Origin of the sequence: Microvirga vignae, assembly GCF_001017175.1 — a bacterium.
Lineage (GTDB): Bacteria > Pseudomonadota > Alphaproteobacteria > Rhizobiales > Beijerinckiaceae > Microvirga > Microvirga vignae.
Window position 1 is genome coordinate 33,457 of sequence record NZ_LCYG01000017.1, and the last position, 25,667, is coordinate 59,123.

Genomic DNA, 25,667 nt, shown 5'->3' on the forward strand with positions numbered 1-25,667 from the left:
CTGAAAATCCCGGGCTAGCGGGCCTGTTTTGCTTGCTTGGACAGCTTGAGCGGATTAGGGTCCGCCCCCGTCACATTCCCTACCTAACGCCCCGACTGGAGGTTTCCCATGGGCTTTTTGTCTGATGCCCTCTCGCGCATCAAGCCGTCTGCCACGATCGTCATCACGCAGAAAGCGCGGGATCTCAAAGCCCAGGGCCGGGATGTGATCAGCCTCTCCGTCGGCGAGCCTGACTTCGATACCCCCGACAACATCAAGGAGGCGGCCATCGCCGCCATCCGGCGCGGCGAGACCAAGTACACCCCCGTCTCCGGCATCGTGCCTCTGCGCGAGGCCATTGCCCGCAAGTTCAAGCGCGAGAACGGCCTGGACTACAAGCCCTCGCAGACCATCGTTTCCACCGGCGGCAAGCACGTGATCTACAACGCGCTGCTCGCCACCCTGAACCCGGGCGACGAGGTCATCGTCCCGGCCCCGTACTGGGTGTCCTACCCTGAGATGGTGGCGCTCTGCGGAGGCACGCCGGTGTTCGTGGATTGCACGATGGAGCACAATTTCAAGCTCCAGCCGGAGCCGCTCGAGCGCGCCATTACGCCCAAGACGAAGTGGATCATCCTCAACTCTCCGTCGAACCCGACCGGCGCAGCCTATAGTTATGCCGAGATGAAGGCCATCACCGACGTTCTGATGCGTCATCCGCATGTGTGGGTGTTGACCGACGATATGTACGAGCACCTGACCTATGGCGATTTCGAGTTCGTGACCCCCGCCCAGGTCGAGCCGAACCTCTATGAGCGCACGCTCACCATGAACGGCGTCTCCAAGGCCTATGCCATGACCGGCTGGCGTATCGGCTACGCTGCCGGTCCCGAGCACCTCATCAAGGCGATGGATTTCGTCCAGGGCCAGCAGACCTCCGGCACGAGCGCGATTTCCCAGTGGGCAGCCGTCGAGGCCCTCGACGGTCCGCAGGATCATTTGAAGGTCTTCAAGAAAGCCTTCGAGGAGCGCCGCGACCTCGTGGTTTCCATGCTGAACCAGACGAAATACCTGAAGTGCCCGATGCCGGAAGGCGCCTTCTACGTCTATCCGTCCTGCGCCGAAGCCATCGGCAAGACCGCCCCGTCGGGCAAGGTCATCAAGACCGACGAGGACTTCGTCTCCGAGCTTCTGGAGACTGAGGGCGTAGCCGCCGTGCACGGCTCATCCTTTGGCCTCGGCCCGAACTTCCGCATCTCCTACGCCACGTCGAACGCGGCCCTGGAGGATGCCTGCCACCGCATCCAGCGGTTCTGCGGCAGTTTGCGCTGATGGATCTGCCTCGGACATTCCACCCGAATCCCGAGGCGGAGCCTTATCGGCTCAACCAGCAATCCGCCTATCGGGTGAAGTCGGATTTCCGGGTCGACTTCACCAATGGCGGCCATGTCGAGGCGAAGGGTTTTCTCCTCGACATCGAGGGCGACAGCGTCACTCCCGAGCGCTTGGCCGAGATGATCGTCTCGGCCATGAACCTTCTCCGCGCAGGGCCGGTGACGATCTTTTCCATGACGATCGTGCGCCGCGGCGAGCATCAGGATTCCTGGCCGGCTCCCCTGAAATAGCAGCCCGGTCGTGGAACGGGACCACCGGGAGAGCTGTTGATCGCCAAGCTTCATCCAAGCTCAGGAGATCTCCATGTTTCGCGCAGCTCTCCCAGTTGCGGCCCTCGCCATCGCTTCCCTGTTGGACTCTTCCGATGCACAGGCGCAAAGCCAGACCCAGATCGGCGTCCTGACCTGCAATCTCACAGGTAGCCTCGGCCTCATCCTGACCTCACAAAAGGGCACGGCCTGCACTTTCGATTCTCGGAAAGGCTATAGCGAGCATTACTTAGGCGTGATCCGCAGATTTGGTCTCGATATCGGCGCGACCAGCGGAGGGGTCCTGACCTGGGCCGTCTTCGCCGCGGGACCTGCGGTTCCCGGAGTGCTCGCCGGCAACTATGTCGGCGCCACCGTCGAAGCGACGGTCGGGGCGGGACTTGGCGCCAACGTTCTGGTGGGCGGATCGAACCAGTCCATCGCTCTCCAGCCTCTTTCGGTGAATGGCCAAACGGGTCTCAACTTGGCTCTGGGCGTCGGCAATTTCGAATTGAGCGCGGCCCCGTGAGTCTCTGATCGGGCGCCCTGAGAGAGCGGCCAAGCTTGGCGTGACTGTTTATCCGGCTTAAAAAGCCCCTTGCCAACTCCTCCTGACAGGCAGAGCATTCTCCCTAACGCGACCGCCAAGAGCGCGCTGACGGGGGCAGGGAGGAGACTACCATGGCACCCAACGGCAGAGGACCTGCGGGCCCGCGATGCATTGCCATCGTTGGCCCATTTCAGAGCGGCAAGACTACGCTCCTTGAAGCGATCCTGGAGCGCACCGGCGCGATCTCTCGCGCGGGGCGCGTAGCCAACGGCGACAGTGTCGGCGATGCGAGTGGAGAGGCCCGCGCCCATGGCATGAGCATCGAGCCGAATGTGGCGACCGTTCAATTCCTCGGCGAGACGATGACCTTCGTCGACTGCCCCGGTTCAACGGAATTCCTGCACGAGATGCGCAACGTCACCCCGGTGTGCGATGCGGCCATCGTGGTGTGCGAGTCGGACGAGCGAAAGATCCCCGCGCTTGAGGTCATTCTGCGGGAGCTGGAGGAAGCGGACATTCCGCGCTTTCTCTTCATCAACAAAATCGATACGGCGGCGCAGCGCGTGCGCGAAACCCTGAGCCTTCTGCAACAGGCATCGCGCACACCGTTGCTGTTGCGCCAGATCCCGCTCTGGAAAGATGGGATTGCGGTAGGCTTCATCGATCTCGCATTGGAGCGCGCTTTCATCTATCGCGAGCATGCTCCGAGCGAAGTGGTGGAGATGCCCGATGGCGAAAGCCTCCGCGAGCGCGAAGCACGCTTTGCGATGCTCGAGAAGCTTGCTGATTACGACGACGAGTTGATGGAGGAGTTGATCTCCGAGATCGAGCCACCGCGCGATCGTATCTTCGACGACCTCTCAAAAGAGTTGCGCGAGCGGCATGTGGTACCTGCTCTCATTGGGTCTGCCGAGCGCGGCAATGGCGTCACGCGCCTTTTGAAGGCCTTGCGCCACGAAGCGCCGACACTTACGGAAACTTGCGCTCGTCTTGGGGTTTCTGAAGAGGGCGCACCGCTCGCGCACGTGATGAAGACATTGCACATGGGGCAGGGCGGCAAGCTCTCCGTCGCTCGCGTGATGCGCGGCACCTTCCATGAAGGCGACACGGTGGTGGGCTCGCACGGCGCTGAAAGCCGTGTTGGCAGTCTCATGACGATGATCGGCAGCAACACCACGCGGAAAGCCGATGCGGTTGCTGGCGATACGGTTGGCTTCGGACGGCTTGAAGGCATTGCGACAGGCGACAGTTTCGCAGCAAACAAGCACAGGCCCGAAACCATCGTCTCGTCAGCTCCACCCGAGCCTGTCTATGCGGTGGCTCTCAAGGTGAAGGATCGCAAGGACGATGTGCGCCTCTCGAGCGCGCTTGCGAAGATCACAGAGGAGGACCCGTCGCTTGTGATAGAAAACCGGCCTGAGATGGGCGAGATCCGCCTGCTCGGGCAGGGTGAGATGCACCTGCGCGTTGCGGTGGAAAAACTCGCTTCGCGCTTCCAGGTCGGTGTGGACATCGCCAAGCCGCGCGTGGCTTATTGCGAGACGATCCGCTTGCCGGCTTCCGCCCGCGGGCGCCATCGCAAGCAGACCGGAGGTCACGGCCAATACGGGGATGTGATGATCGAGATCAAGCCGCTGCCGCGCGGCGGAGGCTTTGCCTTCGAGGATCGGATCACGGGTGGAGTCGTTCCACGCCAATACATTCCCTCCGTGGAGACCGGCGTGCGCGATGCCCTGAAAAGCGGCCCGCTGGGCTTTCCGGTGGTCGATCTCGCGGTGAGCCTCACCGACGGCTCCTACCACACGGTCGATTCCTCCGATGCGGCCTTCCAGGCTGCAGCGAAGCTCGCTTTGGCGGAAGCCTTGCCGAAGGCTAAGCCCGTCCTGCTGGAGCCTATCCTGTCGGTGGAAATCACCATCCCCACTGAGGCCCTGTCCAAGGCTACCAGCCTTGTAACCGCAAGGCGGGGTCAGATCCTCGGCTATGACGGGCGGCCCGGCTGGGCAGGTTGGGAGGTGCTGAACGCCACTATCCCGGAATCGGAGATCGGCGACCTCATCGTCGAGTTGCGCTCCGTCACGGCTGGCGTCGGCACATTCTCGACCCGCTTCGATCACATGGCTGAACTCAGCGGCAGGCCCGCCGATATGGTCCTGCAGAAGGCCCATTGAGCATTTCTAGATCTGAACGATCTCCACGAGATCGTTCAGGTATAAACTATTCCATCGACAAACACGCTCTTCCGCGCCAAGTTAAGTTTCGATGGAGACGCCATCTCCTATGAAACAAACTCGCCTTGGAGCGGGAGGATAAGAATGAACGCCACGACCCAACCGGCCTCCGTTACGGATCCGGCAGGCCAAGCCTCGAATAGGCCTTGGCTCAAATCCTATCCGCCAAACGTGCCTCAGGTCATTGAAGACGCGAAGATCGGCACCCTCAACGACATCTTCCGCAACGCCGTCACGGAATACCCGAACCGTGTCGCCGCCGAGAGCTTCGGCAAGCGCATCACGTATACGCAACTCGGCCGGAGCGCTGATGCCGTCGTCTCCTGGCTCCAGCAGCAAGGCCTGAACAAGGGCGATCGCGTCGCGATCATGCTGCCAAACGTGATGGCTTATCCGGCGATCCTCTATGGCGTGCTTCTGGCCGGCGGCACGGTGGTCAACGTCAACCCGCTCTACACGCCACGCGAGTTGGCCTACCAGCTGAATGATTCCGGAGCGCGCTTCCTGTTCGTGCTCGAAAATTTTGGAGAGACGGTGGAGGAGGCTCTGCCTGATCTCAAGCTTGATCGTGTGATTCTCGTGGCACCAGGCGATCTGCTGGGTCTTAAGGGCGTCATCGTCAATTTCGTCTCACGCCATGTGAAGAAGGCCGTCAAACCTTTCCGCCTGCCGAAGACCGTGCCGTTTAAGGCAGTGTTGAGCGAAGGCGCGCGCAAGAAGCCGCAAGCTGTCACCGTCACGCGTGATGACATCGCCTTCCTGCAATATACCGGCGGCACGACAGGCGTTGCGAAAGGCGCGGTGCTGCTTCACCGCAACGTGGTAGCCAATGTGCTGCAATGCGAAGCGTGGATGCGGCCGTTCTTCGGTGAGCGTGAAGACCACGTGATGGTCACGGCACTGCCGCTCTATCACATCTTCGGTCTTACTGTGTGTTCACTCCTCATGACGAGGATTGGTGGTTGTCAGCTTCTCATCGCCAATCCGCGTGACATTCCGGGCTTCGTGACGACGCTCAAGAAGAGCAAGATCACGCTCTTGTCCGGTGTGAACACACTCTACAATGCGCTCGCGCACGCTCCAGGCATCAGGGAGGTCGATTTCTCGCAGCTGGTCTTTGCCGTCTCGGGCGGCATGGCAACTCAGGAAGCTGTTGCGAAGAAGTGGAAGGAGATTTCCGGCCAGCCCATCGTCGAAGGCTATGGCCTGTCGGAAACATCGCCGGTGGTCTGCGCCAATCGTCTCGATATCGAGGAGTTCACCGGCACCATCGGCTATCCGTTGCCGTCGACCGATGTGACGGTCCGCGCGAACGACGGCACCATCCTGCCTCTGGGCGAACGTGGCGAACTGTGCGTGAAGGGACCGCAGGTGATGGCGGGCTATTGGCAGCGCCCTGACGAGACCGCACGCGTGATGACGCAGGACGGCTATCTCCGTACCGGCGATGTGGCCGTGATCCTGCCTGACGGGCAGGTGAAGATCGTGGACCGAATGAAGGACATGATCCTGGTCTCCGGCTTCAACGTCTATCCCAATGAGGTCGAGGACGTGCTCGTGAGACATCCGGGTGTGATGGAAGCCGCGGTCATTGGGTTGCCCGACGAGCAATCGGGCGAGGCGGTCGTCGCTTACGTGGTGCGCAAGGATCCCAATCTCGACCCGGAGGAATTACGCCGTTTCTGCCGGGAGAACCTCACCGGCTACAAGGTGCCCCGTCGGATCGAGTTCCGCGAGACGCTGCCGAAGACCAACGTGGGCAAAGTTCTGCGCCGCGTCCTCAAGGACGAGGTCGCTTCAAACCGCTAAGGCATTGCAGAGCCGAAAAGAAAAAAGCCGGGCCAATGGCCCGGCATAAAGTGAGGTCCGACAAATAAAGTCAAAACCTTCCAGAGGGAACGGCCGACACGGCAGCGCCGGGAGGAAGAAAAGCGATGCCGCGTTGAAATCAGCCAATGCCCATATCGGCTGCATTCGACTTATTTGCAATGCAACATGCCTCATGAAAGGGCTGCACTGCACGCATAGCTTGGGCAGGAACATGACATAAAACTGCCACGCCTGCTGACGGGCGCGGCGATTCAGGGCCGTTAAGGGGTTACCCGGTAAGGGTTTAGTAGGTCCAGCGCTGGGCCTTGGAGATCAGGAAGTCGCGGAAGGCCTGGACACGGGCGACAGAGCGCATCTCTTCCGCATAGACCAGATAACTGTCGAGGGAAGGCATCTCCACATCGCGTAGGATCTGGACCAGGTTCGGATTGCCCACGGCTGCATAATCCGGCAGCACTGCAATGCCGGCCCCGGTTTCGACAGCGAGTTTCAGGGCCGTGATGTTGTTGACAACGTAATGGTACTGACGCGGCTCGCTGCCCTCTCGTCCAGCGGTCGAGAGCCAATGCACGGACATCAGGTAGGACGGCTGGTCGCCGCCGAACGAGATGATGCGGTGCTCGTCGAGCTCCTCCAGCGTTTTCGGCTCGCCGAAGCGCTTGATATAATCGGTCGATGCATAGACATGAAAATGCACCGTGAAGAGACGGCGCTGGATCAGGTCCGGCTGAGCTGGGCGGCGCAGGCGGATGGCCACATCCGCCTCGCGCATGGCAAGGTCCAGCTCCTCATTGGAGAGGATCAGCTCCACCCGCACATCCGGATAGAGATCCATGAATTCGGCAATGCGCTGGGCGAGCCAGATGGACCCGAGGCCTACGGTGGTCGTCACCTTCAGCTCACCGGAGGGGCGTTCGCTCGTTTCGACAAGGCGGGCCTTGGTAGTCTCCAGGCGCATCCGCATGTCGCGGGCGGCGCGGAACAGCAGGTCGCCCTGCTCAGTGAGGATCAGACCGCGGGCATGACGGTGGAAGAGGGGGGCTTTCAGCTCGCGCTCCAGGGCGCTGATCTGGCGGCTGACGGCGGACTGGCTCAGGCCCAGATCGTCACCGGCGCGGGTGAAGCTGCCCGCTTCCGCGACGGTGTAGAAAATCCGGATTTTATCCCAGTCCACGGCGTTCCCCTGCTGTCCTGCATTCTCCTGATGCAGGACACCCTTATCTCTTATGAGCTGGGCGCAGGATGCAATAGGAATCCTGCTCAAGGGATAACCAGTTGTTAACAAACCCTATTCAGCGGCCTCTTGGGTGGCCTCCAGGGCCGCCAGATAGCGCTCAGCATCCAGGGCAGCCATGCATCCCATGCCTGCCGATGTCACGGCCTGGCGATAAACGTCGTCCGTTACGTCGCCAGCGGCGAAGACACCAGGGATGTTGGTGCTGGTCGAGCCTGGCTTCACCTGGAGATAGCCGCCCGGCTTCATGTCGAGCTGACCGGAGAATAGTTCCGTAGAGGGCTTGTGGCCGATGGCGATGAACACGCCGTCGGTCTTGAAGTCGGAGACTTCGCCCGAAACGAGGTTCTTCAGCTTCACATGGGTAACCGACGAAGGGTTCCCCGTACCGCAGATTTCCTCGACGGCGCTGTTCCAGAGCACCTCGATCTTGGGGTGCTTGAACAAGCGATCCTGCAGGATCCGCTCGGCACGCAGGGAGTCGCGGCGGTGGACCAGGGTGACCTTCGAGGCGAGGTTCGCAAGGTAGAGCGCCTCTTCGACGGCGGTGTTGCCGCCACCGACCACCACAACCTCCTTGTTGCGGTAGAAGAAGCCGTCACAGGTGGCGCAGGCCGATACGCCGAAGCCCTGGAACAGGCCCTCGGAGGGTAGGCCAAGCCACTTGGCCTGGGCGCCCGTCGCAACGATCAGGGCATCGCAGGTGTAGGTGACGCCGGAATCGCCCTCCAGGCGGAAGGGGTGCTGCTTCAGGTCCACCTTGGTGATGTGGTCCGAGATCATCTTGGTGCCCACATGCTCGGCCTGAAGGCGCATCTGCTCCATGAGCCAGGGGCCCTGGATCACCTCGGCAAAACCCGGATAGTTCTCCACATCCGTGGTGATCATGAGTTGCCCGCCGGGCTGGAAGCCCGAAATCATGACGGGTTCGAGCAGGGCGCGCGCCGCATAGATCGCCGCCGTATAGCCTGCAGGCCCCGAGCCGATGATGATGAGCTTGGCGTGAGAATGGGCCATCAGGAAATCTCCAGAGAAAAAGCCAGGTCCGGCAAGCCGAGCGAGCGGCGGTGAAGGCTGAAGCCCCGGACAATGGCAGCAGCAATCTTGGGTGTTGAATTTAAGGGTTCGTAGGGCTGCCCTACAAGACGTCCCTCGAACGGATGCACAATTCCATGGGCTTTCAGGTCCGCCATGTAAACATCAAGTTTCGGATGCCCGCCGGAGGGTTGGAAGACCAGGAGCGGTCTGCCGGTCGCTGCAGCTTCGCCGATCATGTTGAAGGAATCGGATGTAGCGACAATGAAGTCGGCAAGACTGAGCAGGGAGACGTAAGGGTTCCCGCCGGTGCCGTCCCAGAAATAAGCGTTGTGCCGCACGGCGAGGTCGATGAGGGCCTCCTGCAAAGCCGGAGGTGTGCGGCGGGAGGCTGTGATCATCAGTCCGGCCCCTGATTCCGCAAGAGCCGTCAGGTTCTCAACAAAGCGGGCAACATCTTTATCCGTAAACCGATGATGACGGCTGTCGCCTCCCACAAGCACTGCGACGCGAGGATGGGGCAGGGAGGCTAGGCGAGGATCGGGCTGCGCGCGCGCAGCCGCAATCTTGTCTGGAGAGACACGGTGCGGGGGCGTCAGGGTCGTCAGCACGTTGGGGCCGCGCAGGCGGTCATAGTCCGGCGACCAGATGAAATCGGCGGTCTTCGGTCCCGTCCTCGGGTCCTTCAGGAAAACTGTGAAAGTCCGCCCGCCCGAAGCGCGTTTGATGAAGCGCAGATAGGGGACGGCCCTGCGCCCGGAGGCGATGAGTAGGTCGGGGTAGGGCGGGGTGACGGGGCTGTGGGGAGCGCTGGGTCGTTCCCGGAAATCAATATGCCCCCAGGGCATTGCCCAGGTGAAAGGCGCTCTTGGCTTCACCCGGCGGATCTGGGGCTGAAGGCCCAGAGCCTCAGCTACGCTCAAAGCCTGAAGCTCGTCCCCGGCCTTGCCATCGGTCAGAACCCAGGTGATAAGGCCGGTATTGTCGCGCAACATTCGATCAATGAGCCTGTGGAGTTCATGTGGTTCGTTGCGACTTAACCGCCCGTCCCGCTTGTGTCGACCCTTTACACGGTCTACTCAGCCAAGACGAGTTTTTTGACTAAGGTCGCATGATCCGGGCCGCAAAGGTTTTCCCAGGCTGGACATGCGCTCTACTGGAGTGACCGTGCGCGGACGCCTCGATTCCATTGACTGGGCTATCCTGAAGGAACTGCAAGCCGACGGCAGCATCACCAATGTGGAGCTGGCCCGCCGTGTCGGCCTGTCGGCGCCGCCATGCCTGCGCCGGGTGCGGGCCCTTGAGAGTGCAGGCATCATCAAGGCCTATCGCGCCATTCTGGATCCAAAGGGCTTGGGATTCGAGATCGTATGCTTTGCCATGGTGCAACTCGATGTTCAGGGCAAGAAGGAGCTCCAAGAGTTCGAGCAGCGGGTGAAGGACTGGTCCATGGTCCGCGAATGCTGGACCCTGTCGGGCGATATCGACTTCATCATGAAATGCGTTGCTCCGAACTTGGCCTCCTTCCAGGGCCTCGTCTCCGAGCTCACATCCCTGCCCAACGTCCGCAACGTCCGGACTGCGCTTACCCTCGACCTGATCAAGGATGAGCCATTGGTGCCGATCGAGGATATCGCGGAAGTGACCGAATAAGGCCCTAGCCCTAATCCTTCATCCGAGCCTGCGCCGCAGCCACCAGACGTAATGCTGGGCCATGGCCACTGCGCGACCTTGCTCGTCCGGATCCAGGCTGCTGGTGTCGGGATCGCGAGCCGCATGCTGCGGATGGCGTGCCAGAATTTGTCCTCTGGGCCCCACGGCCAGGGCCTCGCCGTCCATGCCGTCGCTTCCGCCTCCGCCTCCACCACGGCCTCTCCAGCGAGCGCCGCCGCCATCGGGGAAGGGCGTGAGGAAGATCCCCGTAATGACGAGGACAAAGCGGGGACCGCGCGGATCTACCCGATCAGCGAAGGAACGGCGCAGCTGTTCGAGGGCTGCCTGGCCGACGAGATCGGCAAAGGGGCCGAGACCCTTGGCCTTCAAGGGGCTGACATCGACGGAGAATGAAGAGAAATACTGGGGAAAGGCTTGGGCCTGTGCCGGGACATGCGCCAACGGGCCTGCACCGGCAAGGCCAGCGCAGGCGAGGCCCGTCAGAAAGGAGCGGCGGGATAAGGAGGGCATGGCCTGATCTCTCGTCATATACCCCCTCATCATATTAGACCCGGAACTGAACGCCCACGACTTCGTAGGATTTCCCACCACCGGGGGTCGACACCTCGACCGTGTCGCCGATGGTCTTGCCCATCAGGGCGCGGGCAATGGGGGAGGCCACGGAGACCCGGCCGGAGCGGACGTCAGCCTCGGGCTCGCCCACGATCTGATAGGTCTTTTCTTCCTCGGTATCCTCGTCCACCAGCTTGACGGTTGCCCCGAACTTGATCCGGTCGCCCGAGAGCTTGGCGATGTCGATGACTTCCGCACGGGAAATCAGGCTTTCCAGCTCCAGGATACGACCCTCGTTGAGGGACTGGGCTTCCTTGGCGGCATGGTATTCGGCATTTTCCGACAAGTCGCCGAGCGCGCGGGCTTCCGCGATCGCCTGGATGATCCGGGGGCGCTCAACCTGTTGCCGGTGCTTGAGTTCTTCCTCGAGCGCCGCAAAACCCTTGATCGTCAGAGGGACCTTGTCCATCGTTTGTCTCGTCCAAAAAGAGGTACGAGGCCGCTGTTTCCAGCGCCCTCGCATGTCAACGAAAACTTACCAGAAGCTTCGCAGTTCCATTGTGCAGGCAAGAACACCTCAGGCGAAATAGTCCTGAAGCGCCCTGACCTCGAGATCACCGCCGAGATAGGCCTTGATGCCCTCGGCTGCAGCGATCGCTCCTGCAAGAGTGGTGTAGTAAGGTATCTTATGCAAGAGGGCAGCTTGTCTTAAGCTGCGGGAATCTGACAGAGCACCCGCCCCTTCGGTGGTATTGAACACCAGCTGGATGTCGCCGTTCTTCATGGCATCCACCACGTGGGGGCGGCCTTCCAGCACCTTGTTGATGCGCTTTGCCTTGACGCCCTGCTCCTCGAGATACTTCTGGGTGCCAGCCGTCGCCACGATCAGGAAGCCGATTTCCTCCAGTAGCCGGACGGCAGGAAGGATACGGGCCTTGTCCGAGTCGCGGACCGAGACGAAGAGGGTACCGGTCTTCGGCAGCTGGCTGCCAGCGCCGAGCTGACTCTTGGCGAAGGCCACGCCGAAGCCCCTGTCGAGGCCGATGACCTCGCCCGTGGAGCGCATTTCCGGGCCAAGCAGCACATCCACGCCCGGGAAGCGGGCGAAGGGGAAGACGGCTTCCTTCACGCCGATATGCGGCAGCTCCTTCGGGGTCAGAGCGAACTTGGCCAGGGTCTCGCCGGCCATCACGCGAGCCGCGATCTTGGCGATAGGCTCGCCGATGACCTTGGCCACGAAGGGCACGGTACGCGAGGCGCGGGGGTTCACCTCCAGCACATAGATCGTGCCGTCCTTGATGGCGTATTGCACGTTCATCAGGCCGCCCACGTCGAGCGCCAGGGCGAGCGCCTTCGTCTGGCGCTCCAGCTCGGCTACGGTCTCCTTCGAGAGCGAGCGCGGCGGCAGTGAGCAGGCGGAATCGCCCGAGTGGATGCCTGCTTCCTCGATGTGCTCCATGATGCCGGCGATGAACACGTCCTTGCCGTCGCAGAGGCAGTCCACGTCCACTTCGATAGCATCCGAGAGATAGCGGTCGAAGAGGAGCGGGTTCTTACCGAGCACCGTGTTGATCTGGCCCGTCTTGTCGTTGGGGTAGCGAGCCTTGATGTCGGACGGGATCAGGCTAGGCAGGGTGCCGAGCAGGTAATCCTCGAACTGGCTCTCGTCGCGGATGATGGCCATCGCGCGGCCGCCAAGCACGTAGGATGGGCGCACCACGAAGGGCAGGCCGAGATCGGCGGCGATCAGGCGGGCCTGCTCCACGGAGTAGGCGATACCGTTCTTCGGCTGCTTCAGGTGCAGCTTGTCCAGGAGGCGCTTGAACCGGTCGCGGTCCTCGGCGAGGTCGATGGCATCCGGCGAGGTGCCGAGGATCTGCACATTCGCCTCTTCCAGCGCGCGGGCGAGCTTGAGCGGGGTCTGGCCCCCGAACTGCACGATCACGCCATGGAGCGTGCCCTTTGAACGCTCGGTCTCGATGATCTCCAGCACGTCTTCCTGCGTCAGCGGCTCGAAGTAGAGCCGGTCGGAGGTGTCGTAATCGGTCGAGACCGTCTCCGGGTTGCAGTTGATCATGATGGTTTCATAGCCCGCGTCTTTCAACGCGAAGCAGGCGTGGCAGCAGCAATAGTCGAATTCGATGCCCTGGCCGATGCGGTTCGGGCCGCCGCCGAGAATGATGACCTTTTTGGCGTCCGACGGATTGGCTTCATCGGCGGGCTGGCCCGCGAACGGAGCGGTGTAGCTCGAATACATGTAAGCCGTGGGGGAGGCGAATTCCGCCGCGCAGGTATCGATGCGCTTGAAGACCGGGCGCACGCCGAGTGCTCGGCGAGCCTCGCGCACTTCCGCTTCGGTCTTGCCCGCAAGGACCGCCAGGCGCGCATCGGAGAAGCCCAGCGCCTTGATCTGGCGGAACGCACCGGGTGTCGTCGGCAGGCCGTGGGCCTTCACCCTGGCTTCCATATCGACGATGTCCTGAAGCTGCTCCAGGAACCAGCGGTCGATCTTGCAAGATTCATAGACCTCGTCGTGGCTGATGCCGAGACGAAGGGCTTGCGCGACCGTCAGGATACGGTCCGGGGTCGGCGTGCCGAGTGCGGCCTTGATGGCGTTCTTGTCGTCGCCCTTGCCGAGTCCCTCGATTTCGATCTCGTCGAGGCCGGTGAGGCCGGTCTCCAGCGAGCGCAGAGCCTTCTGCAGCGATTCCGGGAAGGAACGGCCGATAGCCATCGCCTCGCCTACCGACTTCATGGCCGTGGTGAGTGTGGGCTCGGCGCCGGGGAACTTCTCGAAGGCGAAGCGCGGAATCTTCGTGACCACGTAGTCGATGGTGGGCTCGAAGGAGGCGGGCGTCGCGCCGCCGGTGATGTCGTTGGCGATCTCGTCCAGCGTGTAGCCAACAGCGAGCTTCGCCGCGACCTTGGCGATGGGGAAGCCCGTGGCCTTGGAGGCGAGAGCGGACGAGCGCGACACGCGCGGGTTCATCTCGATCACGATCATGCGCCCGTTCTCAGGATTGATCGCGAACTGCACGTTCGAGCCGCCGGTCTCGACGCCGATCTCGCGCAGAACCGCCAGCGAGGCGTCGCGCATGATCTGGTATTCCTTGTCGGTGAGCGTCAGCGCCGGCGCGACCGTGATCGAGTCGCCCGTGTGCACGCCCATCGGATCGAAGTTCTCGATGGAGCAGATGATGATGCAGTTGTCCGCCTTGTCGCGGACGACCTCCATCTCGTACTCCTTCCAGCCGAGCACGCTTTCCTCGATCAGCACCTCGTTGGTGGGGGAGGCGTCCAGGCCGCGCTCGACGATGTCGAGGAACTCCTCGCGGTTATAGGCAATGCCGCCGCCCGTGCCGCCCATGGTGAAGGACGGGCGGATGATCGCGGGCAGGCCCACTTCCGCGAGCGCCAGCAGAGCCTCGCCCATGGCGTGTTCCTGGTAGCGCTTGCGGCGGTCGTTCTCGGCCCCATCCCACTTCAGCTTGTAGGCCGCGATCATCCGCTTCTTGTCGCCTGGATGGATATCGAGGGCTTCGAGGCGCGCGAGCTCGGCGAGATAGGCTTCCTTGTCAGCCTTCTTGAGAGCCGAAGCATTGGCGAGGCGGGATTTGGGGGTATCGAGGCCGATCTTGGTCATAGCCTCGCGGAACAGCTGGCGATCCTCGGCCTTGTCGATGGCTTCTGCCGTCGCGCCAATCATTTCGACGCCAAACTTCTCCAGAACGCCCATCTTCTTGAGAGAGAGGGCGCAGTTCAGCGCCGTCTGGCCGCCCATGGTGGGCAGGATGGCGTCCGGACGCTCCTTCTCGATGATCTTGGCGACGATCTCAGGGGTGATCGGCTCCACGTAGGTGGCGTCCGCGAGATCGGGATCGGTCATGATCGTCGCGGGATTCGAGTTCACCAGAACGACGCGATAGCCTTCCTCCTTGAGGGCCTTGACGGCCTGCGTGCCCGAATAATCGAACTCACAGGCCTGACCGATGATGATCGGTCCTGCGCCGATGATGAGAATCGAGGAAATGTCTGTCCGCTTCGGCATAGGCCCACCCAGGCGTGTCCAGCCGCACGGCCGCTCTATGCGGCGCTTCAAGCGCAGCCGGGATGTGTCAGATTGAAGGTTGAGAGAGGCTCTTACACGGAGACGTCACAAATTCAAAGGCCTGAGCCATGATTTGGCGACAGGTCTCCCCATGCGGCATGATCGCCCGCATCGATGGGGAAAGTCTAGAGGAGGCAGAGGATGGCTGAGGAACCACGCTGGGCCGTCATTACCGGCGCATCGAGCGGAATCGGCGCGGAACTGGCGCGGGTTCTCGCGGCCAGAGGCTATTCCCTCGTCCTCACGGCCCGGCGGCACGAACGGTTGGAAGCTCTGGCTGAGGAAATCCAGTCGGCCCACAGGGTTCAGGTGGAAGCCATGGCCCTCGACCTCGAGGACAGGGAGGCGCCCCAGGACCTCGCGGAAATGCTCCGAGATCGGGGTATCCAGGTCCATACTCTTGTGAACAACGCCGGATTCGGCCTGAGGGGGAACTTTGCATCCCTGCCGTTCGAGCGGCAGATCGCCATGATCGATCTCAACGTCAGGGCGCTGACGGCGCTTTCCCGTCTCATGCTGCCCGGCATGCTGGAGCGAGGGCGGGGCGGTATCCTGAACGTGGCTTCGACAGCCGCCTTCCAGGCTGGGCCCTATATGGCAGTGTATTATGCTACGAAGGCTTTCGTGCTCTCTTTCTCCGAGGCCCTGCACGAGGAGGCCAGACCTCACGGCGTAACCGTGACGGCCCTCTGTCCAGGACCGACCGAGAGCGAATTTTCCGCAACGGCTGACCTCGAAAGCTCCAAGCTCTTCAAGCAAGGCACGATGTCTGCCGCAGAGGTCGCGCGGATGGGGGTCGACGGCTATGAGACCGGCAAGGCCATCGTGGTGACTGGCGTGACCAATCGGCTGGGAACGTTCGGGGCGAAGTTCCTGCCTCGCTCAGTAATTCGCAAAATTGCCGGGGCTCTTCAAAGAGGCGAGGTGACGCGATCCGCAGAAGAGGCTAACGGGTAGGCGTGACCGCGTTATCTCCCTTCCACCGTCTCAGCCGCCAGTTTGCAGCCTTCTTCGGTGTCGGGCTCGCCGCGGCCGTGGCTCATTACGGCCTGCTCATCCTTCTCGTCGAAGGAGGAGGGTATCATCCTGTCCCGGCGACTCTCGCCGGCTACATAGCCGGCGGCCTAGTGTCTTATGTGCTCAATCGCAGGCATACTTATCAGAGCAGCCGCCCCCATCGCGAGGCGACGTGGCGTTTTGCTGCGGTTGCCTTCGTGGGCTTCCTGCTGACCTGGTTTCTCATGCATGCCTTCACGGTTTGGATTGGCGGACCATACCTGCCGGCGCAGGTCATCACGACGGGCGTCGTGATGCTGTGGAGCTTCCTGGCGCACAAGATTTGGACATTTGCATAAGCAAGCGGCGCTTTCAGCCTGCCTCTGAAACGTTCCAGGATTCTGCTGCAGGTCAGGGCTGCGTCCCGGCGGGTCGCCAGTATCTTTTTGCAGTGCAATAAGAGCGCCTTCTCCTTTCAGGATTCCCCGAGGTTTTGATGTCCGATCTGGCGATTGCAGAGGAAGCGCGCTCGGCTGCGGCAAGTCATGGGCATGCCGCTGCCAAATCGCGCCTCACTATTGCTCTCATTGAGCTGGCGCTCGCCGTCGGCAGCTTCGGCATCGGCACGGGCGAGTTTGCCATCATGGGGCTGTTGCCCAATCTCGCGCAGGAATTCGCCGTCACGACACCGCAGGCTGGCTATGCCATCAGCGCTTACGCCCTCGGTGTCGTCGTCGGTGCTCCCATCATTGCCGTGCTCGCGGCAAAGCTCCCGCGCCAGACGCTGCTGCTTCTTCTCATGGCGATCTTCGCAGTTGGAAACGTGGTGAGCGCGATTGCCCCGACTTTCGAATCCTTCGTACTGGTGCGCTTCCTGACCGGCCTTCCACACGGCGCCTATTTCGGCGTGGCGGCATTGGTAGCGGCATCTCTCGTCGAGCCTAAGAAGCGCACGCAGGCTGTGGCCCGCGTGATGATGGGACTGACGGTGGCAACCCTGATCGGCACACCCATCATGACTTTCTTCGGCCAGATCCTGAACTGGCGGATTCTGTTTGCCGCCGTAGGCTTCACGGGGGCGCTGACGGTTATTCTCATCTGGTTGTTCCTGCCGAAGGATCGGGTCGAGGAGGGCGCAAGCCCGATGCGAGAACTCGGAGCCTTCAAGCGCAGGCAGGTCTGGTTCACGCTCGCCATCGGCGCCGTTGGTTTCGGCGGTCTGTTTTCCGTGTTCTCCTACATCGCTTCGACAGCCACCCATGTCGCAGGCATGCCGGAGAGCGCTGTGCCGTTGATGATGGCTCTGTTCGGTTCCGGCATGATCGTCGGCAATCTGGTTGGTGCATGGTTCGCCGACAAGAACCTGATCGGCACCATCGCAGGGACCTTGGCCGGCAGCGCAGTCGTCATGACGCTGCTCTGGCTGACGGCTGACAATCCTTATCTGCTGTCTGTTTTCGTCTTCCTCGTCGGTTGCAGCGTTGCCCTTGGCCCTGCTCTGCAAACCCGGCTGATGGACGTTGCGGCCGATGCGCAGACGCTCGCTGCCGCCTCCAATCACTCTGCCTTCAATATCGCGAATGCGCTGGGTGCCTGGCTCGGTGGTCTTGCGATCGCGGCAGGCTATGGCTTCGAGGCGACCGGCTGGGTTGGTGCCGCTCTGGCCGTGGCCGGACTCGGCGTGCTCGCCTGGTCGATCGCGAGCGAAAAACGCTCCCTCGCAAGAGCCCAAGAGCCTAAGCAACCTGTCCGATGAAGGTCATCCGCGCCGGGTTATGACCGAGATTGCGTTCGGCGCGTTTCGGCTCGAACCCGGCATCCTGAAGGATATCAACAATTTCGTCCTCGCTGTATTGCGAAAGGCCGATCTCCTCGCGGATCTTACGATATTCGGAAAAGGCCGTGCGGGCGAGGCCGAGAAGGGCCGATGTCAGAAAGCCGCCCTGCCAGGCGAATGCGAGAAGCGCTTTCGCATCCGTGACCGGGCTCACATCGGGCGGGATCACATCGGCGATCACGAGCTTTCCTCCGCTCTTCAGTTTCGAGCGCCAGAGTTTGAGCAGAGTGCGCAGCTCATCGAGGGAGAGGTATTGCAGAAGCGAGTTCACCACGATGAGATCGAGCGATGCGTCCACAAGATTGGCGACCTCATCGGGGGTGAGGATCACGATACGCTCATTCGCGCCGAACTTCTCCTGCAGACGTTCTCGCACGAGAGGAGCGGCATCGCTCAAATAGAGCTTCGCGCATTTCGCCGCGACCCGATCGGCAAAGAGGGCTTCTCCGCAGCCATAGTCAAGGACGACCGCCTCACGGGAAGGAGTGAGGCCGATAATGTCGTTCGCCACGAGCTTGTAGTGCAGAAGCTTGTGCCGCTCGCCCGAGTAAATCGGTGTGTCTTGGTTCCAGTAGTCTCGCCAGTTCAACATGAAGGCGAGTTCTAGCCCAAGCTAAAGACCGCGTCATCATGCTTGAGCCCAGAGCTTCGTCAGCGGTCCATCCGCGCCATCGACAGGGTCCATGCTGGGCAGGGGCACCTGGGCGATCCGCTGCTGTGAGACGGCAAGCGCGTTGGGATCGTCACGCACGGTGTCATAGCTGCGGCCGTCCGGATAGGCGCCCACGACGGCGAAGTCATCGCTCGAGTTGATGAGGGCATGGGCCACACCCGCCGGAACGATCACCACATCGCCTGTCGATACGGCAACGGTCTCGCCGTCCTCGCCGCCGAAGCGGACGGAGGCCGAGCCTGAGAAAACGCCAAGCACCTCATGGGTGTTGGGGTGGTAGTGATGGAACTGGAAGATGCCGTTGCGCCACGAATTGGTCCAGCCATTCCTGGCGAAGGTGGTCTCGAACGCTTTCGCCGGATCGTTCTGATCCGGCGTGACGGCACCACGGCGGACGATCAGCGGCAGAGAGTTGTTAGGCACGATGCCGTTGCTTTGGAAGACGTAAGTCTCCGTGCCCAGCGGCGTGTTGTAGCCTCTTGGATCACCGTATCCTTTTGTCTGAGCCATGCATGATCTCCCTTCTCGATGGGGAGGGAACGCGCGGCTCAGGCGAAAGATCGAGCTGGAGCGTCAGGCTTGAAGCTCTTGCCCTCACATGCCCAGCAGCATCGCCGCAACGGCGCGGTCGATGGAGAGATAGAACATGACGAAGGCGACAGCTGCCGCAATGCCGAATTCGATGGCCTGGCTCTTCAGAATACGGAACTTGGCGAAGATGTTCTGGCCGAAGATGGAGATCAGCCAAGCCGTCGTGAGCACGACGGGGAAAATGAACAGATAAGACCAGGTGCTTTCGACCGTGCCCACGTTGGTGGGATCGATCAGCGGACGGATGTTGCGCACCCAGGGCGCATAGACGGCGGCATAAAGCGAGGTCAGCCAGGACAGCGTGACGGCAATGCCGAGGTGGAAGGTGAACAGGTTGTGCAAGCGGCCGAAATCGCCGGACTCGTGATCAAAATCCATCGGAGAACCCCCAAAAGATAACCCGGAATCATTGGTTTTTATGATTAATGACTGGTTAACGTGATTTGGGGGAACGAGGCAACGTTCGCGTTTGTCGCGGCTACACTCGCGTGTGAAAAAAGCACGTCCTGAAAGCCTGTGCGACGACCAAAAAGAAAGCGCCGTCACCTGGTGCGAGTGACGGCGCGATCTGAGCGAACCCGAAAACAAGCCTTATGCAGACTGCTTCGTCTTGCCCTCGTCCATCAGCTTCACGAAGCGATCGAAGAGGTAGTGGCTGTCCTGCGGGCCGGGCGAGGCTTCCGGGTGGTATTGCACCGAGAAGGCCGGACGGTCGGTGAGCGCGATGCCGCAATTCGAGCCGTCGAACAGGGAGACGTGCGTCTCCACGGCGTTCTTCGGAAGCGTCGCCGGATCTACCGCGAAGCCGTGGTTCATGGAGGTGATCTCCACCTTCCCGGTGGTCTTGTCCTTCACCGGATGGTTTGCCCCATGGTGGCCCTGGTGCATCTTCTGGGTCTTGGCGCCCACGGCCAGGCTCAGCATCTGGTGACCGAGGCAGATGCCGAAGGTCGGGATCTTTCGTTCCAGCACCTTCCGGATCACCGGAACGGCATATTCGCCGGTCGCCGCCGGATCACCGGGACCGTTGGAGAGGAAGACGCCGTCGGGCTTCAGCGCCAGGACCTCGTCAGCGGTCGCCGTCGCGGGAACGACCGTGACCTTGCAGCCGGCGCGGGCGAGCAGGCGCAGGATGTTGCGCTTCACGCCGTAATCGATGGCGACCACGTGGTGCTTCGGCTCGCCGTCCTGGTGGCCGTAGCCTTCGCCCTTTGTCCAGGTGGTCTCGTCCCAGTCGAAGCGCTGGGTGCTGGTGACCAGGGGTACGAGATCCTGGCCGTCCATGGACGGGAGGGCGGCAGCCTTGGCCTTGAGGGCGGGGATATCGAACTCGCCTCCGGGGTTATGGGCGATCACGGCGTTCGGCATGCCCTTGTCGCGAATGAGGGCGGTCAGCGCGCGGGTGTCGATGCCCGAGAGGCCGATGATCTGGCGGGCCTTCAGCCAAGCGTCCAGATCGCGGGAGGCGCGCCAGTTGGAGGGCTCGGTGATGGAGGCCGCCAGCACCACGCCGCGCACGCCGGAGGACGAGGCGGCATTGACGCTCTCGATGTCCTCCTCGTTCGTGCCGACATTGCCGATATGCGGGAAGGTGAAGGTGATGATCTGCCCGGCATAGGAGGGGTCCGTCAGGATCTCCTCGTAGCCCGTCATCGCCGTATTGAAGCAGACCTCGCCGGTGGCTTCGCCTTCGGCGCCGACGCCGAAGCCTTCCAGCAGCGTTCCGTCCTGGAGCACGAGAACGGCCGTTGCGCGTGGCTCTTCCCAGCCACCCGAGTGGGACCCGGTGGTGTCTTTGTCTTGCAGCATCGTCATGATCTCTTGTAAGTCCGGGGCCAACAGGCCGTGCTTGAGCAGGCCCGTACCGGGCCGTCCGTGAACTGTCCTCGTGACTTAAGGGGCCGCTCGCGTCCCGTCAACGCTTGAAGCACCTTAATTTAAAGGAGATCCGCATGCTGCGCGAACGTTTCACCGCCGATATGAAAGAGGCCATGAAGGCCGGCGACAAGGGCAGGCTCGGCGCGATCCGCCTGATTCAGGCCGCCTTGAAGGACAAGGACATCGAGGCCCGGGGCGCCGGCAAGGGGCCGCTCTCCGACGAGGAAATCCTGGCTCTGCTGCAGAAAATGGTGAAGCAGCGTCAGGAATCGATCACCATGTACGAGCAGGGCGGACGCCAGGAACTGGCTCAGCAGGAGAAGAACGAGGTCGAGGTGATCTCGTCCTACCTGCCGAAGCAGATGGACGAGGCCGAGACGAAAGCTGCCATCGAGGCCGCCATCGCCGAGACGGGCGCCACCTCCATGAAGGACATGGGCAAGGTCGTGGGGATCTTACGCGCCAAGTATGCCGGCCGCATGGACTTCGCCAAGGCCAGCGGCCTCGTGAAGGACATGCTGCCCAAGGGGTGAGCGGTATCAGAACCCATGATCAGAACCCATGGCGTCATGGCCGTCCCCGGACTCGATCCGGGGATCGGTCCCGGCCATCCACGTCTTTAGAAACGCTGCGCCAACAAGGCGTGGATCCCCGGAACAAGTCCGGGGATGACGAGGAGAAGCGAGCTTCAAGCCGCTACAACCGCTCCGGACGCTGTGAGCGCCTGAACAAGCTCCCGCGTCGCGACGATTCTGGCGAATTCGAAGCCCAAGGTCGCCACATGCGTCGCGTGGACGGCTTCCGCCGGAATGGTGCCGCCCCTGCCGTCGGGGAGGTCGAAGCAGTCGCAGGCATCCTCGACCAGGATCATGCGGTAGCCCAGGTTGGCCCCCATGCGCACGGTGGTCGACACGCACATATCGGTCGAGATGCCGAAGGCGACGATGGTGTCGACCCCGAGCCGCCGGAGGCGCAGGTCGAGGTCCGTTCCGATAAAGGCCGAGTTCACGCTCTTGGTGACGAGTGGCTCGTGGCCTTTCGGACCGAAGCCCTCACGGAAGGCATTGCCTGGTCGGGTCGGGCCGAGGGTCGAGTTCGGCTCAACCGAATCATGTCGGACGTGGATGATGGGGCGTCCCGCCGCTCGCCAGGTTTCGATGAGCAGCAGACCATTGGCATCGACGGTCTTGTTCCAGCGGGGCGGCCAGGATGGGGCATCGAAGGCTTTCTGCATGTCGATGGGCAGAAGAACCGCGTTCGTGAAGTCGGAAGGCATCGGAAGCTCCTTGTGAAACGATGCCATACTCTTCATGAGTGTTCGGCCGGTTTCACTCGACAAGATGACGGCCTGACCGGCTAAATGCCGGTTGGAAGGCTTCAAGGCGGCAGATGGGGCGCCATGCTGGACGACAAAGACAAGATCCTCGTTGCCGCCTTGCGGAAGAATGCCCGGGAGAGCCTCGTCGGTCTCGCCCGCAATGTCGGCCTGTCCCGCAGTGCGACCCAGGAGCGGATGCGCCGCCTCGAGCGCGAGGGCATCATCAAGGGCTATACGGTGGAGCTGGCCTCCGAGCACGATCCCGCCGTGCGTGCCATGATCGCCGTGACCTTCGAGCCGGGTTTCCGCTGCAGGCAGGTGGTGCCCATCCTCTCCGGCATTCCGGAAATCGTCGCCTGCCACTCCCTGACAGGATCCATCGACCTGATGGTGATGGTCGCCTGCGATTCCAACGCGACCCTCAACACGATCAGGGACACGGTGGCCGCCGTAAAAGGGGTCGCCACCGCCACCACGCATATCGTGCTGGCCACCGAGTGGTCGCGGGATTGAAGGGTTGGGGCGGCCGAGGCCTGCCATTTTGCATCCAGCAATTTTCAAAGAGCCAAGCTGAAGCGTCCTCGGGGCCGGTGCGGCTTCCGAGGTTCAGCAATCGAGGGAGGCGCGATGGGCGATCCGGCTCGAACTCTGATGGTGATGCTTGGAACCGGATGGCCCCTCGCGCACGGCTTTTTTAGGCGGACAGGCGGGCCATGGCTCATCGACTGCCGCAGGCGGACACCGCGTCCTTTTCAGCGAGCGGCCTGCGACCAATCCTGAACCCCAGCCGCATCCTGGGCCTCCCGCCGGATGAGGCTGCGTATCCTCACCCGCGAGACCGCTCCCAACCCCACACATGCGACGCCTCGCGAGCGCGCCCTCGGCAGGTCAGGACAGCACTAGATATAGCCCAGGTTAGGAACATTGTCAAGAACAAAATCAGAACAAACAAGATGGCTCTCTTCCTCGCCTTGTGGGGAAGATGGAGGTGAGGGTGTAAGTGGTAGCCTACAAAGTTCTGCTGTCCACATTGATCCGGGATCTTCGGGAGCAACCGGTTTGTGGCTGCCCAGAACTCCCTAAGCAAAGTGGTCCAGCCACTCAAAGCGCTCTTCTTCTCGCAAACTGTCGGTGAGGCGCGGGAAGAATTTTCCCGTAACTCAGATAGCTCTTATGGCGCCTGAAGACGATGGGCTTGAGGTGCCGGATATAGCGGCATTCCGTAGTGTAATACTGCGAGGGCTCAATGGCTTTGCCGAGACCGCTGGCCATGGCGTCAGCGAGTTGAAGCCCAATCAATTCCTTGTTCTGGAGGAGCTCGACTTCGCGCTCCAACGCCGGCCAATGGATCTTGTTATGGGCTAGATCGGGATAGAGGCTGCGCGAGTCGGCCTTTCTGCGGAGAAGGTCCGGATATTCAGTGATGCCTTCAACCTGAAGGCCTCGGCGACTGGAGAAAATGAAGCTAGCCTTGCCGTTCCCGGGATCGTCTGCGGGCTTATTAAAGCGGCAAAACCACGAGACGCGTTCAAGGAGAAGCCTCGCGATGTAGAAATATAAATAGTACGGTTTCTTGAACGCATCGGTGAGCAGCAGGCTCGGCTTATGGACAGCCACGGCCATGCAGGCATACGGAGCGACCCTCATGTGCTCGATAGAGCCGAGGCGGATGCTCAACACCAAGCAGCAGAAGCAGAAACGGGACCGCGCCGAAGCGAAGCCCCGTTCCCTGTCAGTTGAAGAGGGACAAGATGGCGTACAGCACCCAAAGGCACGACGCTAAATCGACCTCTAGACTAACAGCTAGCCGGAGTATGGTTCTCATTGGAAAACGCTCCGGGTCGCGGCGCCGCAGACCTAAAGAGATTGGGATGCGGAGTATTTGTATCTCGCCCCAGCTGGCGCTAGCCTTCGGGATGGCCAGTCCTTCAAGGCGTTCGGGCATTGAGACGTGTGAGGTCGCTTTGCCCATTAGCCGCCCTCGACAGGGCAACACAGGGTGTGTCGTCACCCTAAGCGGATTAGAGGATGCTCCCTCAGGAGGCCTCTGATCCACCTTTATTTAGTCTAGCAACTGTCGGCGTTTACACCAGCGCAGGGAGTGCTTCGCCTCACGTTTGATGATCGATTGTCAGCCGGGCTCTTCATCTCATGATTGGAGCTCGGCTTGTCTGTCCCGGCAGAGCGAAGGCTCAGCCGTAAATACGCTCCTGAAGGATCGCGAGTTGCTGAAGGTAAGGGTTTCGCTGCTCGCGATGGCTCTCCCGAAGTTTCCCCAGAGCTCGGATTTGCTCCCTCGGGTTCAGAGCGGATGAGCTCAGCGTCTCCCGCTCGCGCTCATACGCGAAGTCCAGGTTCGTGAGCGTTGTGAGAAGCGATTGATAAAGGATCTTGAGCGCCGGAGCCTGAGATTGCGCTTCCCTCAGCTCCACGCGCGATTTGTCGATCTCGAAAACAGACATTCGCATCCTCTGCTGTGTTGAACGATGCGATAGAGCCTGTAACGCGCGGCGTCTGTCAGAGTGATGACAGTTCCTGGTGGCCGAAGGGAGTAGTGACCTACTACTATCGGGTAGTATTGGGTAGGCCCAAAGCGTGGCTTTTATCTAGGCTGTTGTGGGAGGGCCGCTTCCTTTTGGAAAGTGAAACCCGAGTTCGCTGAATCTCTCTCGAATGTTTCCGTAGCACTCACAGGCTGCTTCTTCGAGCCCCTCGCGATCGGCGATGACGAGGATGCCGCGGCGCTGCGTGATGAGCCCTGCGGTCTGAAGAGTGCGCAGAATGATGCTCACGGTGGGGCGCTGCACCCCGAGCATCTCGGCCAGGAATTCGTGCGTCAGCGGCAGTTCGTCCCGCGCGACCCGGTCATGGGCAGTCAGGAGCCAGCGGCAGCAGCGCGCTTCGACTCCATGAACCGCGTTGCAGGCCGTGATCCGGAAGGTCTGGGACAGCAATCCCTCAATGTAGCGGAGGAAGAGGGCGCGCATATTCGAACTGGTGTCGAAAGCTTTCACGAGCGGTTCGATCGGTGTCCGCGAGGCCGCTCCAGGGAGTTGAACCAGATAGCGGCCCAGAGCCACCCGCGTGGTCAAGGCACTGGCAAAGCCAACGACGCCCTCCCGTCCGAAGACCGCCATCTCGACGGTCCCCCCATCCTTCATGATGGTGACGAGCGAGACCATCGCATCATGAGGAAAGTAGGCATAATCGACCGTTGCGCCGGTCTCGTACAGAACTTGTCCGGGGGATAGTTCAACGATCTCCAGCGCGGGCTCGAGAACGGCGAAATCGTCAGGCTCCAGGGCGGCAAGAAGCCAGTTTTCTTGACGGCTGATCATGGTCGATCACCTCGGTTGGGCCCCAGGGCGAGAAGCATGACCACTGTCTTCGGTCCGTGATGTGACGCTTCGGGCGCTCTCGCTCGGAGAACAGTGAGGCTGGGGCTTGGTTCCCCCTTCAGGCCGCGAAGGCGGCCTGTGGATTGCGGGTACAGAAAAGCTCGGCTGTTCTCTTTCCGTCTTCAGTCTTGCCGCCCTAG

25 protein-coding genes are annotated in these 25,667 nt (G+C 61.6%); 11 read left to right on the forward strand and 14 right to left on the reverse strand.

Annotated elements, in window-relative coordinates:
- Window positions 1-108: 108 nt before the first annotated feature.
- From AA309_RS06905 to AA309_RS06925, 5 genes are all read left to right on the forward strand, one after another.
- Window positions 109-1,311, forward strand: a complete 1,203-nt coding sequence (locus AA309_RS06905; RefSeq protein WP_047188278.1) for a pyridoxal phosphate-dependent aminotransferase — start codon at window positions 109-111, stop codon at window positions 1,309-1,311.
- Window positions 1,311-1,604 carry a hypothetical protein gene (locus AA309_RS06910; protein WP_052954518.1) on the forward strand — a complete coding sequence of 98 codons (294 nt, stop codon included), beginning with the start codon at window positions 1,311-1,313 and terminating at the stop codon, window positions 1,602-1,604. The genes AA309_RS06905 and AA309_RS06910 overlap by 1 nt, the downstream gene beginning before the upstream one ends.
- A gap of 73 nt (window positions 1,605-1,677) precedes the next feature.
- Window positions 1,678-2,151, forward strand: a complete 474-nt coding sequence (locus AA309_RS06915; protein ID WP_047188279.1) for a DUF992 domain-containing protein — start codon at window positions 1,678-1,680, stop codon at window positions 2,149-2,151.
- A gap of 152 nt (window positions 2,152-2,303) precedes the next feature.
- Window positions 2,304-4,343: an elongation factor G gene (locus AA309_RS06920; RefSeq protein WP_047188280.1), complete on the forward strand. Its 2,040-nt coding sequence runs from the start codon at window positions 2,304-2,306 to the stop codon at window positions 4,341-4,343.
- A gap of 144 nt (window positions 4,344-4,487) precedes the next feature.
- Window positions 4,488-6,212 (forward strand): AMP-binding protein, encoded by a 1,725-nt coding sequence (locus tag AA309_RS06925; RefSeq protein WP_047188281.1) that lies wholly within the window; start codon window positions 4,488-4,490, stop codon window positions 6,210-6,212.
- A gap of 304 nt (window positions 6,213-6,516) precedes the next feature.
- Here AA309_RS06925 and AA309_RS06930 read toward each other — a convergent pair whose 3' ends face one another.
- The 3 genes from AA309_RS06930 to AA309_RS06940 form a co-directional block, all read right to left on the reverse strand.
- Window positions 6,517-7,407 (reverse strand): LysR family transcriptional regulator, encoded by an 891-nt coding sequence (locus AA309_RS06930; RefSeq protein ID WP_047188282.1) that lies wholly within the window; start codon window positions 7,405-7,407, stop codon window positions 6,517-6,519.
- A gap of 114 nt (window positions 7,408-7,521) precedes the next feature.
- Window positions 7,522-8,484, reverse strand: a complete 963-nt coding sequence (gene trxB / locus AA309_RS06935; protein ID WP_047188283.1) for a thioredoxin-disulfide reductase — start codon at window positions 8,482-8,484, stop codon at window positions 7,522-7,524.
- Window positions 8,484-9,497: a mitochondrial fission ELM1 family protein gene (locus tag AA309_RS06940; protein WP_047188284.1), complete on the reverse strand. Its 1,014-nt coding sequence runs from the start codon at window positions 9,495-9,497 to the stop codon at window positions 8,484-8,486. The genes trxB and AA309_RS06940 overlap by 1 nt, the downstream gene beginning before the upstream one ends.
- A 151-nt stretch (window positions 9,498-9,648) precedes the next feature.
- On the opposite strand from AA309_RS06940, the gene AA309_RS06945 reads away from it, so the two are divergent.
- Window positions 9,649-10,155, forward strand: coding sequence for an Lrp/AsnC family transcriptional regulator (locus AA309_RS06945; RefSeq protein ID WP_047188285.1), 507 nt, complete (start codon window positions 9,649-9,651; stop codon window positions 10,153-10,155).
- A gap of 18 nt (window positions 10,156-10,173) precedes the next feature.
- On the opposite strand, the gene AA309_RS06950 is transcribed toward AA309_RS06945, so the two are convergent.
- The 3 genes from AA309_RS06950 to carB all read right to left on the reverse strand — a co-directional run bounded on the left by AA309_RS06950 (window position 10,174) and on the right by carB (window position 14,776).
- Window positions 10,174-10,704 (reverse strand): twin-arginine translocation signal domain-containing protein, encoded by a 531-nt coding sequence (locus AA309_RS06950; protein ID WP_052954519.1) that lies wholly within the window; start codon window positions 10,702-10,704, stop codon window positions 10,174-10,176.
- A gap of 16 nt (window positions 10,705-10,720) precedes the next feature.
- A complete protein-coding gene (gene greA / locus AA309_RS06955) occupies window positions 10,721-11,197 on the reverse strand; it encodes a transcription elongation factor GreA (protein ID WP_047188286.1) in 477 nt (158 codons plus the stop codon).
- 108 nt (window positions 11,198-11,305) lie between these two features.
- The gene (carB, locus tag AA309_RS06960; RefSeq protein ID WP_047188287.1) at window positions 11,306-14,776 is read right to left on the reverse strand and encodes a carbamoyl-phosphate synthase large subunit; all 3,471 of its coding nucleotides are present in this window, start codon (window positions 14,774-14,776) and stop codon (window positions 11,306-11,308) included.
- A 201-nt stretch (window positions 14,777-14,977) separates the two neighbouring features.
- On the opposite strand from carB, the gene AA309_RS06965 reads away from it, so the two are divergent.
- The 3 genes from AA309_RS06965 (at window position 14,978) to AA309_RS06975 (ending at window position 17,588) form a co-directional block, all read left to right on the forward strand.
- Window positions 14,978-15,793: an SDR family NAD(P)-dependent oxidoreductase gene (locus AA309_RS06965; RefSeq protein ID WP_047188288.1), complete on the forward strand. Its 816-nt coding sequence runs from the start codon at window positions 14,978-14,980 to the stop codon at window positions 15,791-15,793.
- A 2-nt stretch (window positions 15,794-15,795) separates the two neighbouring features.
- Window positions 15,796-16,191, forward strand: a complete 396-nt coding sequence (locus tag AA309_RS06970) for a GtrA family protein (RefSeq protein ID WP_047188289.1) — start codon at window positions 15,796-15,798, stop codon at window positions 16,189-16,191.
- Window positions 16,192-16,328: 137 nt separating this feature from the next.
- Window positions 16,329-17,588 (forward strand): MFS transporter, encoded by a 1,260-nt coding sequence (locus AA309_RS06975; protein ID WP_047188290.1) that lies wholly within the window; start codon window positions 16,329-16,331, stop codon window positions 17,586-17,588.
- On the opposite strand, the gene AA309_RS06980 is transcribed toward AA309_RS06975, so the two are convergent.
- From AA309_RS06980 to carA, 4 genes are all read right to left on the reverse strand, one after another.
- Window positions 17,569-18,261 (reverse strand): class I SAM-dependent methyltransferase, encoded by a 693-nt coding sequence (locus tag AA309_RS06980; protein WP_047188291.1) that lies wholly within the window; start codon window positions 18,259-18,261, stop codon window positions 17,569-17,571. The two genes, AA309_RS06975 and AA309_RS06980, sit on opposite strands and share 20 nt — an antisense overlap.
- A 36-nt stretch (window positions 18,262-18,297) precedes the next feature.
- Window positions 18,298-18,852 (reverse strand): cupin domain-containing protein, encoded by a 555-nt coding sequence (locus tag AA309_RS06985; protein WP_047188292.1) that lies wholly within the window; start codon window positions 18,850-18,852, stop codon window positions 18,298-18,300.
- 84 nt (window positions 18,853-18,936) lie between these two features.
- Window positions 18,937-19,311: a hypothetical protein gene (locus tag AA309_RS06990; protein WP_047188293.1), complete on the reverse strand. Its 375-nt coding sequence runs from the start codon at window positions 19,309-19,311 to the stop codon at window positions 18,937-18,939.
- Between the two features lie 213 nt (window positions 19,312-19,524).
- A complete protein-coding gene (gene carA, locus AA309_RS06995) occupies window positions 19,525-20,742 on the reverse strand; it encodes a glutamine-hydrolyzing carbamoyl-phosphate synthase small subunit (RefSeq protein WP_047188343.1) in 1,218 nt (405 codons plus the stop codon).
- Window positions 20,743-20,885: 143 nt separating this feature from the next.
- On the opposite strand from carA, the gene AA309_RS07000 reads away from it, so the two are divergent.
- On the forward strand, window positions 20,886-21,344 hold the full coding sequence (locus AA309_RS07000; RefSeq protein WP_047188294.1) for a GatB/YqeY domain-containing protein: 459 nt from the start codon (window positions 20,886-20,888) through the stop codon (window positions 21,342-21,344).
- A 155-nt stretch (window positions 21,345-21,499) separates the two neighbouring features.
- On the opposite strand, the gene AA309_RS07005 is transcribed toward AA309_RS07000, so the two are convergent.
- On the reverse strand, window positions 21,500-22,087 hold the full coding sequence (locus tag AA309_RS07005; protein ID WP_047188344.1) for a cysteine hydrolase family protein: 588 nt from the start codon (window positions 22,085-22,087) through the stop codon (window positions 21,500-21,502).
- Window positions 22,088-22,210: 123 nt separating this feature from the next.
- Here AA309_RS07005 and AA309_RS07010 point away from each other — a divergent pair, with 123 nt between their 5' ends.
- Entirely contained in the window at window positions 22,211-22,642 is a 432-nt protein-coding gene (locus AA309_RS07010) for an Lrp/AsnC family transcriptional regulator (RefSeq protein WP_052954520.1), read from the forward strand.
- Between the two features lie 588 nt (window positions 22,643-23,230).
- Here AA309_RS07010 and AA309_RS07015 read toward each other — a convergent pair.
- The 3 genes from AA309_RS07015 to AA309_RS07030 form a co-directional block, all read right to left on the reverse strand.
- Window positions 23,231-23,776 carry a DUF3800 domain-containing protein gene (locus tag AA309_RS07015; protein ID WP_150117415.1) on the reverse strand — a complete coding sequence of 182 codons (546 nt, stop codon included), beginning with the start codon at window positions 23,774-23,776 and terminating at the stop codon, window positions 23,231-23,233.
- A gap of 545 nt (window positions 23,777-24,321) precedes the next feature.
- Window positions 24,322-24,591: a hypothetical protein gene (locus AA309_RS07025; protein WP_047188298.1), complete on the reverse strand. Its 270-nt coding sequence runs from the start codon at window positions 24,589-24,591 to the stop codon at window positions 24,322-24,324.
- Window positions 24,592-24,735: 144 nt separating this feature from the next.
- Complete coding sequence (locus AA309_RS07030) at window positions 24,736-25,467, reverse strand: Crp/Fnr family transcriptional regulator (RefSeq protein ID WP_047188299.1); 732 nt, start codon at window positions 25,465-25,467, stop codon at window positions 24,736-24,738.
- Window positions 25,468-25,667 lie beyond the last annotated feature (200 nt).

Bases quoted from the DNA above. Each gene is read 5' to 3' on its own strand.
- AA309_RS07000 (WP_047188294.1), top strand. From the start codon at position 20,886: ATGCTGCGCGAACGTTTCACCGCCGATATGAAAGAGGCCATGAAGGCC.
- carB (WP_047188287.1), bottom strand. From the start codon at position 14,776: ATGCCGAAGCGGACAGACATTTCCTCGATTCTCATCATCGGCGCAGGA.
- AA309_RS07015 (WP_150117415.1), bottom strand. From the start codon at position 23,776: ATGAGGGTCGCTCCGTATGCCTGCATGGCCGTGGCTGTCCATAAGCCG.
- AA309_RS07005 (WP_047188344.1), bottom strand. From the start codon at position 22,087: ATGCCTTCCGACTTCACGAACGCGGTTCTTCTGCCCATCGACATGCAG.
- AA309_RS06920 (WP_047188280.1), top strand. From the start codon at position 2,304: ATGGCACCCAACGGCAGAGGACCTGCGGGCCCGCGATGCATTGCCATC.
- AA309_RS07010 (WP_052954520.1), top strand. From the start codon at position 22,211: ATGCTGGACGACAAAGACAAGATCCTCGTTGCCGCCTTGCGGAAGAAT.
- AA309_RS06905 (WP_047188278.1), top strand. From the start codon at position 109: ATGGGCTTTTTGTCTGATGCCCTCTCGCGCATCAAGCCGTCTGCCACG.
- AA309_RS06910 (WP_052954518.1), top strand. From the start codon at position 1,311: ATGGATCTGCCTCGGACATTCCACCCGAATCCCGAGGCGGAGCCTTAT.
- AA309_RS06990 (WP_047188293.1), bottom strand. From the start codon at position 19,311: ATGGATTTTGATCACGAGTCCGGCGATTTCGGCCGCTTGCACAACCTG.
- AA309_RS07030 (WP_047188299.1), bottom strand. From the start codon at position 25,467: ATGATCAGCCGTCAAGAAAACTGGCTTCTTGCCGCCCTGGAGCCTGAC.
- AA309_RS06985 (WP_047188292.1), bottom strand. From the start codon at position 18,852: ATGGCTCAGACAAAAGGATACGGTGATCCAAGAGGCTACAACACGCCG.
- carA (WP_047188343.1), bottom strand. From the start codon at position 20,742: ATGCTGCAAGACAAAGACACCACCGGGTCCCACTCGGGTGGCTGGGAA.
- greA (WP_047188286.1), bottom strand. From the start codon at position 11,197: ATGGACAAGGTCCCTCTGACGATCAAGGGTTTTGCGGCGCTCGAGGAA.
- AA309_RS06925 (WP_047188281.1), top strand. From the start codon at position 4,488: ATGAACGCCACGACCCAACCGGCCTCCGTTACGGATCCGGCAGGCCAA.
- AA309_RS06980 (WP_047188291.1), bottom strand. From the start codon at position 18,261: ATGTTGAACTGGCGAGACTACTGGAACCAAGACACACCGATTTACTCG.
- AA309_RS06965 (WP_047188288.1), top strand. From the start codon at position 14,978: ATGGCTGAGGAACCACGCTGGGCCGTCATTACCGGCGCATCGAGCGGA.
- AA309_RS06945 (WP_047188285.1), top strand. From the start codon at position 9,649: ATGCGCTCTACTGGAGTGACCGTGCGCGGACGCCTCGATTCCATTGAC.
- trxB (WP_047188283.1), bottom strand. From the start codon at position 8,484: ATGGCCCATTCTCACGCCAAGCTCATCATCATCGGCTCGGGGCCTGCA.
- AA309_RS06915 (WP_047188279.1), top strand. From the start codon at position 1,678: ATGTTTCGCGCAGCTCTCCCAGTTGCGGCCCTCGCCATCGCTTCCCTG.
- AA309_RS06950 (WP_052954519.1), bottom strand. From the start codon at position 10,704: ATGACGAGAGATCAGGCCATGCCCTCCTTATCCCGCCGCTCCTTTCTG.
- AA309_RS06940 (WP_047188284.1), bottom strand. From the start codon at position 9,497: ATGTTGCGCGACAATACCGGCCTTATCACCTGGGTTCTGACCGATGGC.
- AA309_RS06975 (WP_047188290.1), top strand. From the start codon at position 16,329: ATGTCCGATCTGGCGATTGCAGAGGAAGCGCGCTCGGCTGCGGCAAGT.
- AA309_RS07025 (WP_047188298.1), bottom strand. From the start codon at position 24,591: ATGTCTGTTTTCGAGATCGACAAATCGCGCGTGGAGCTGAGGGAAGCG.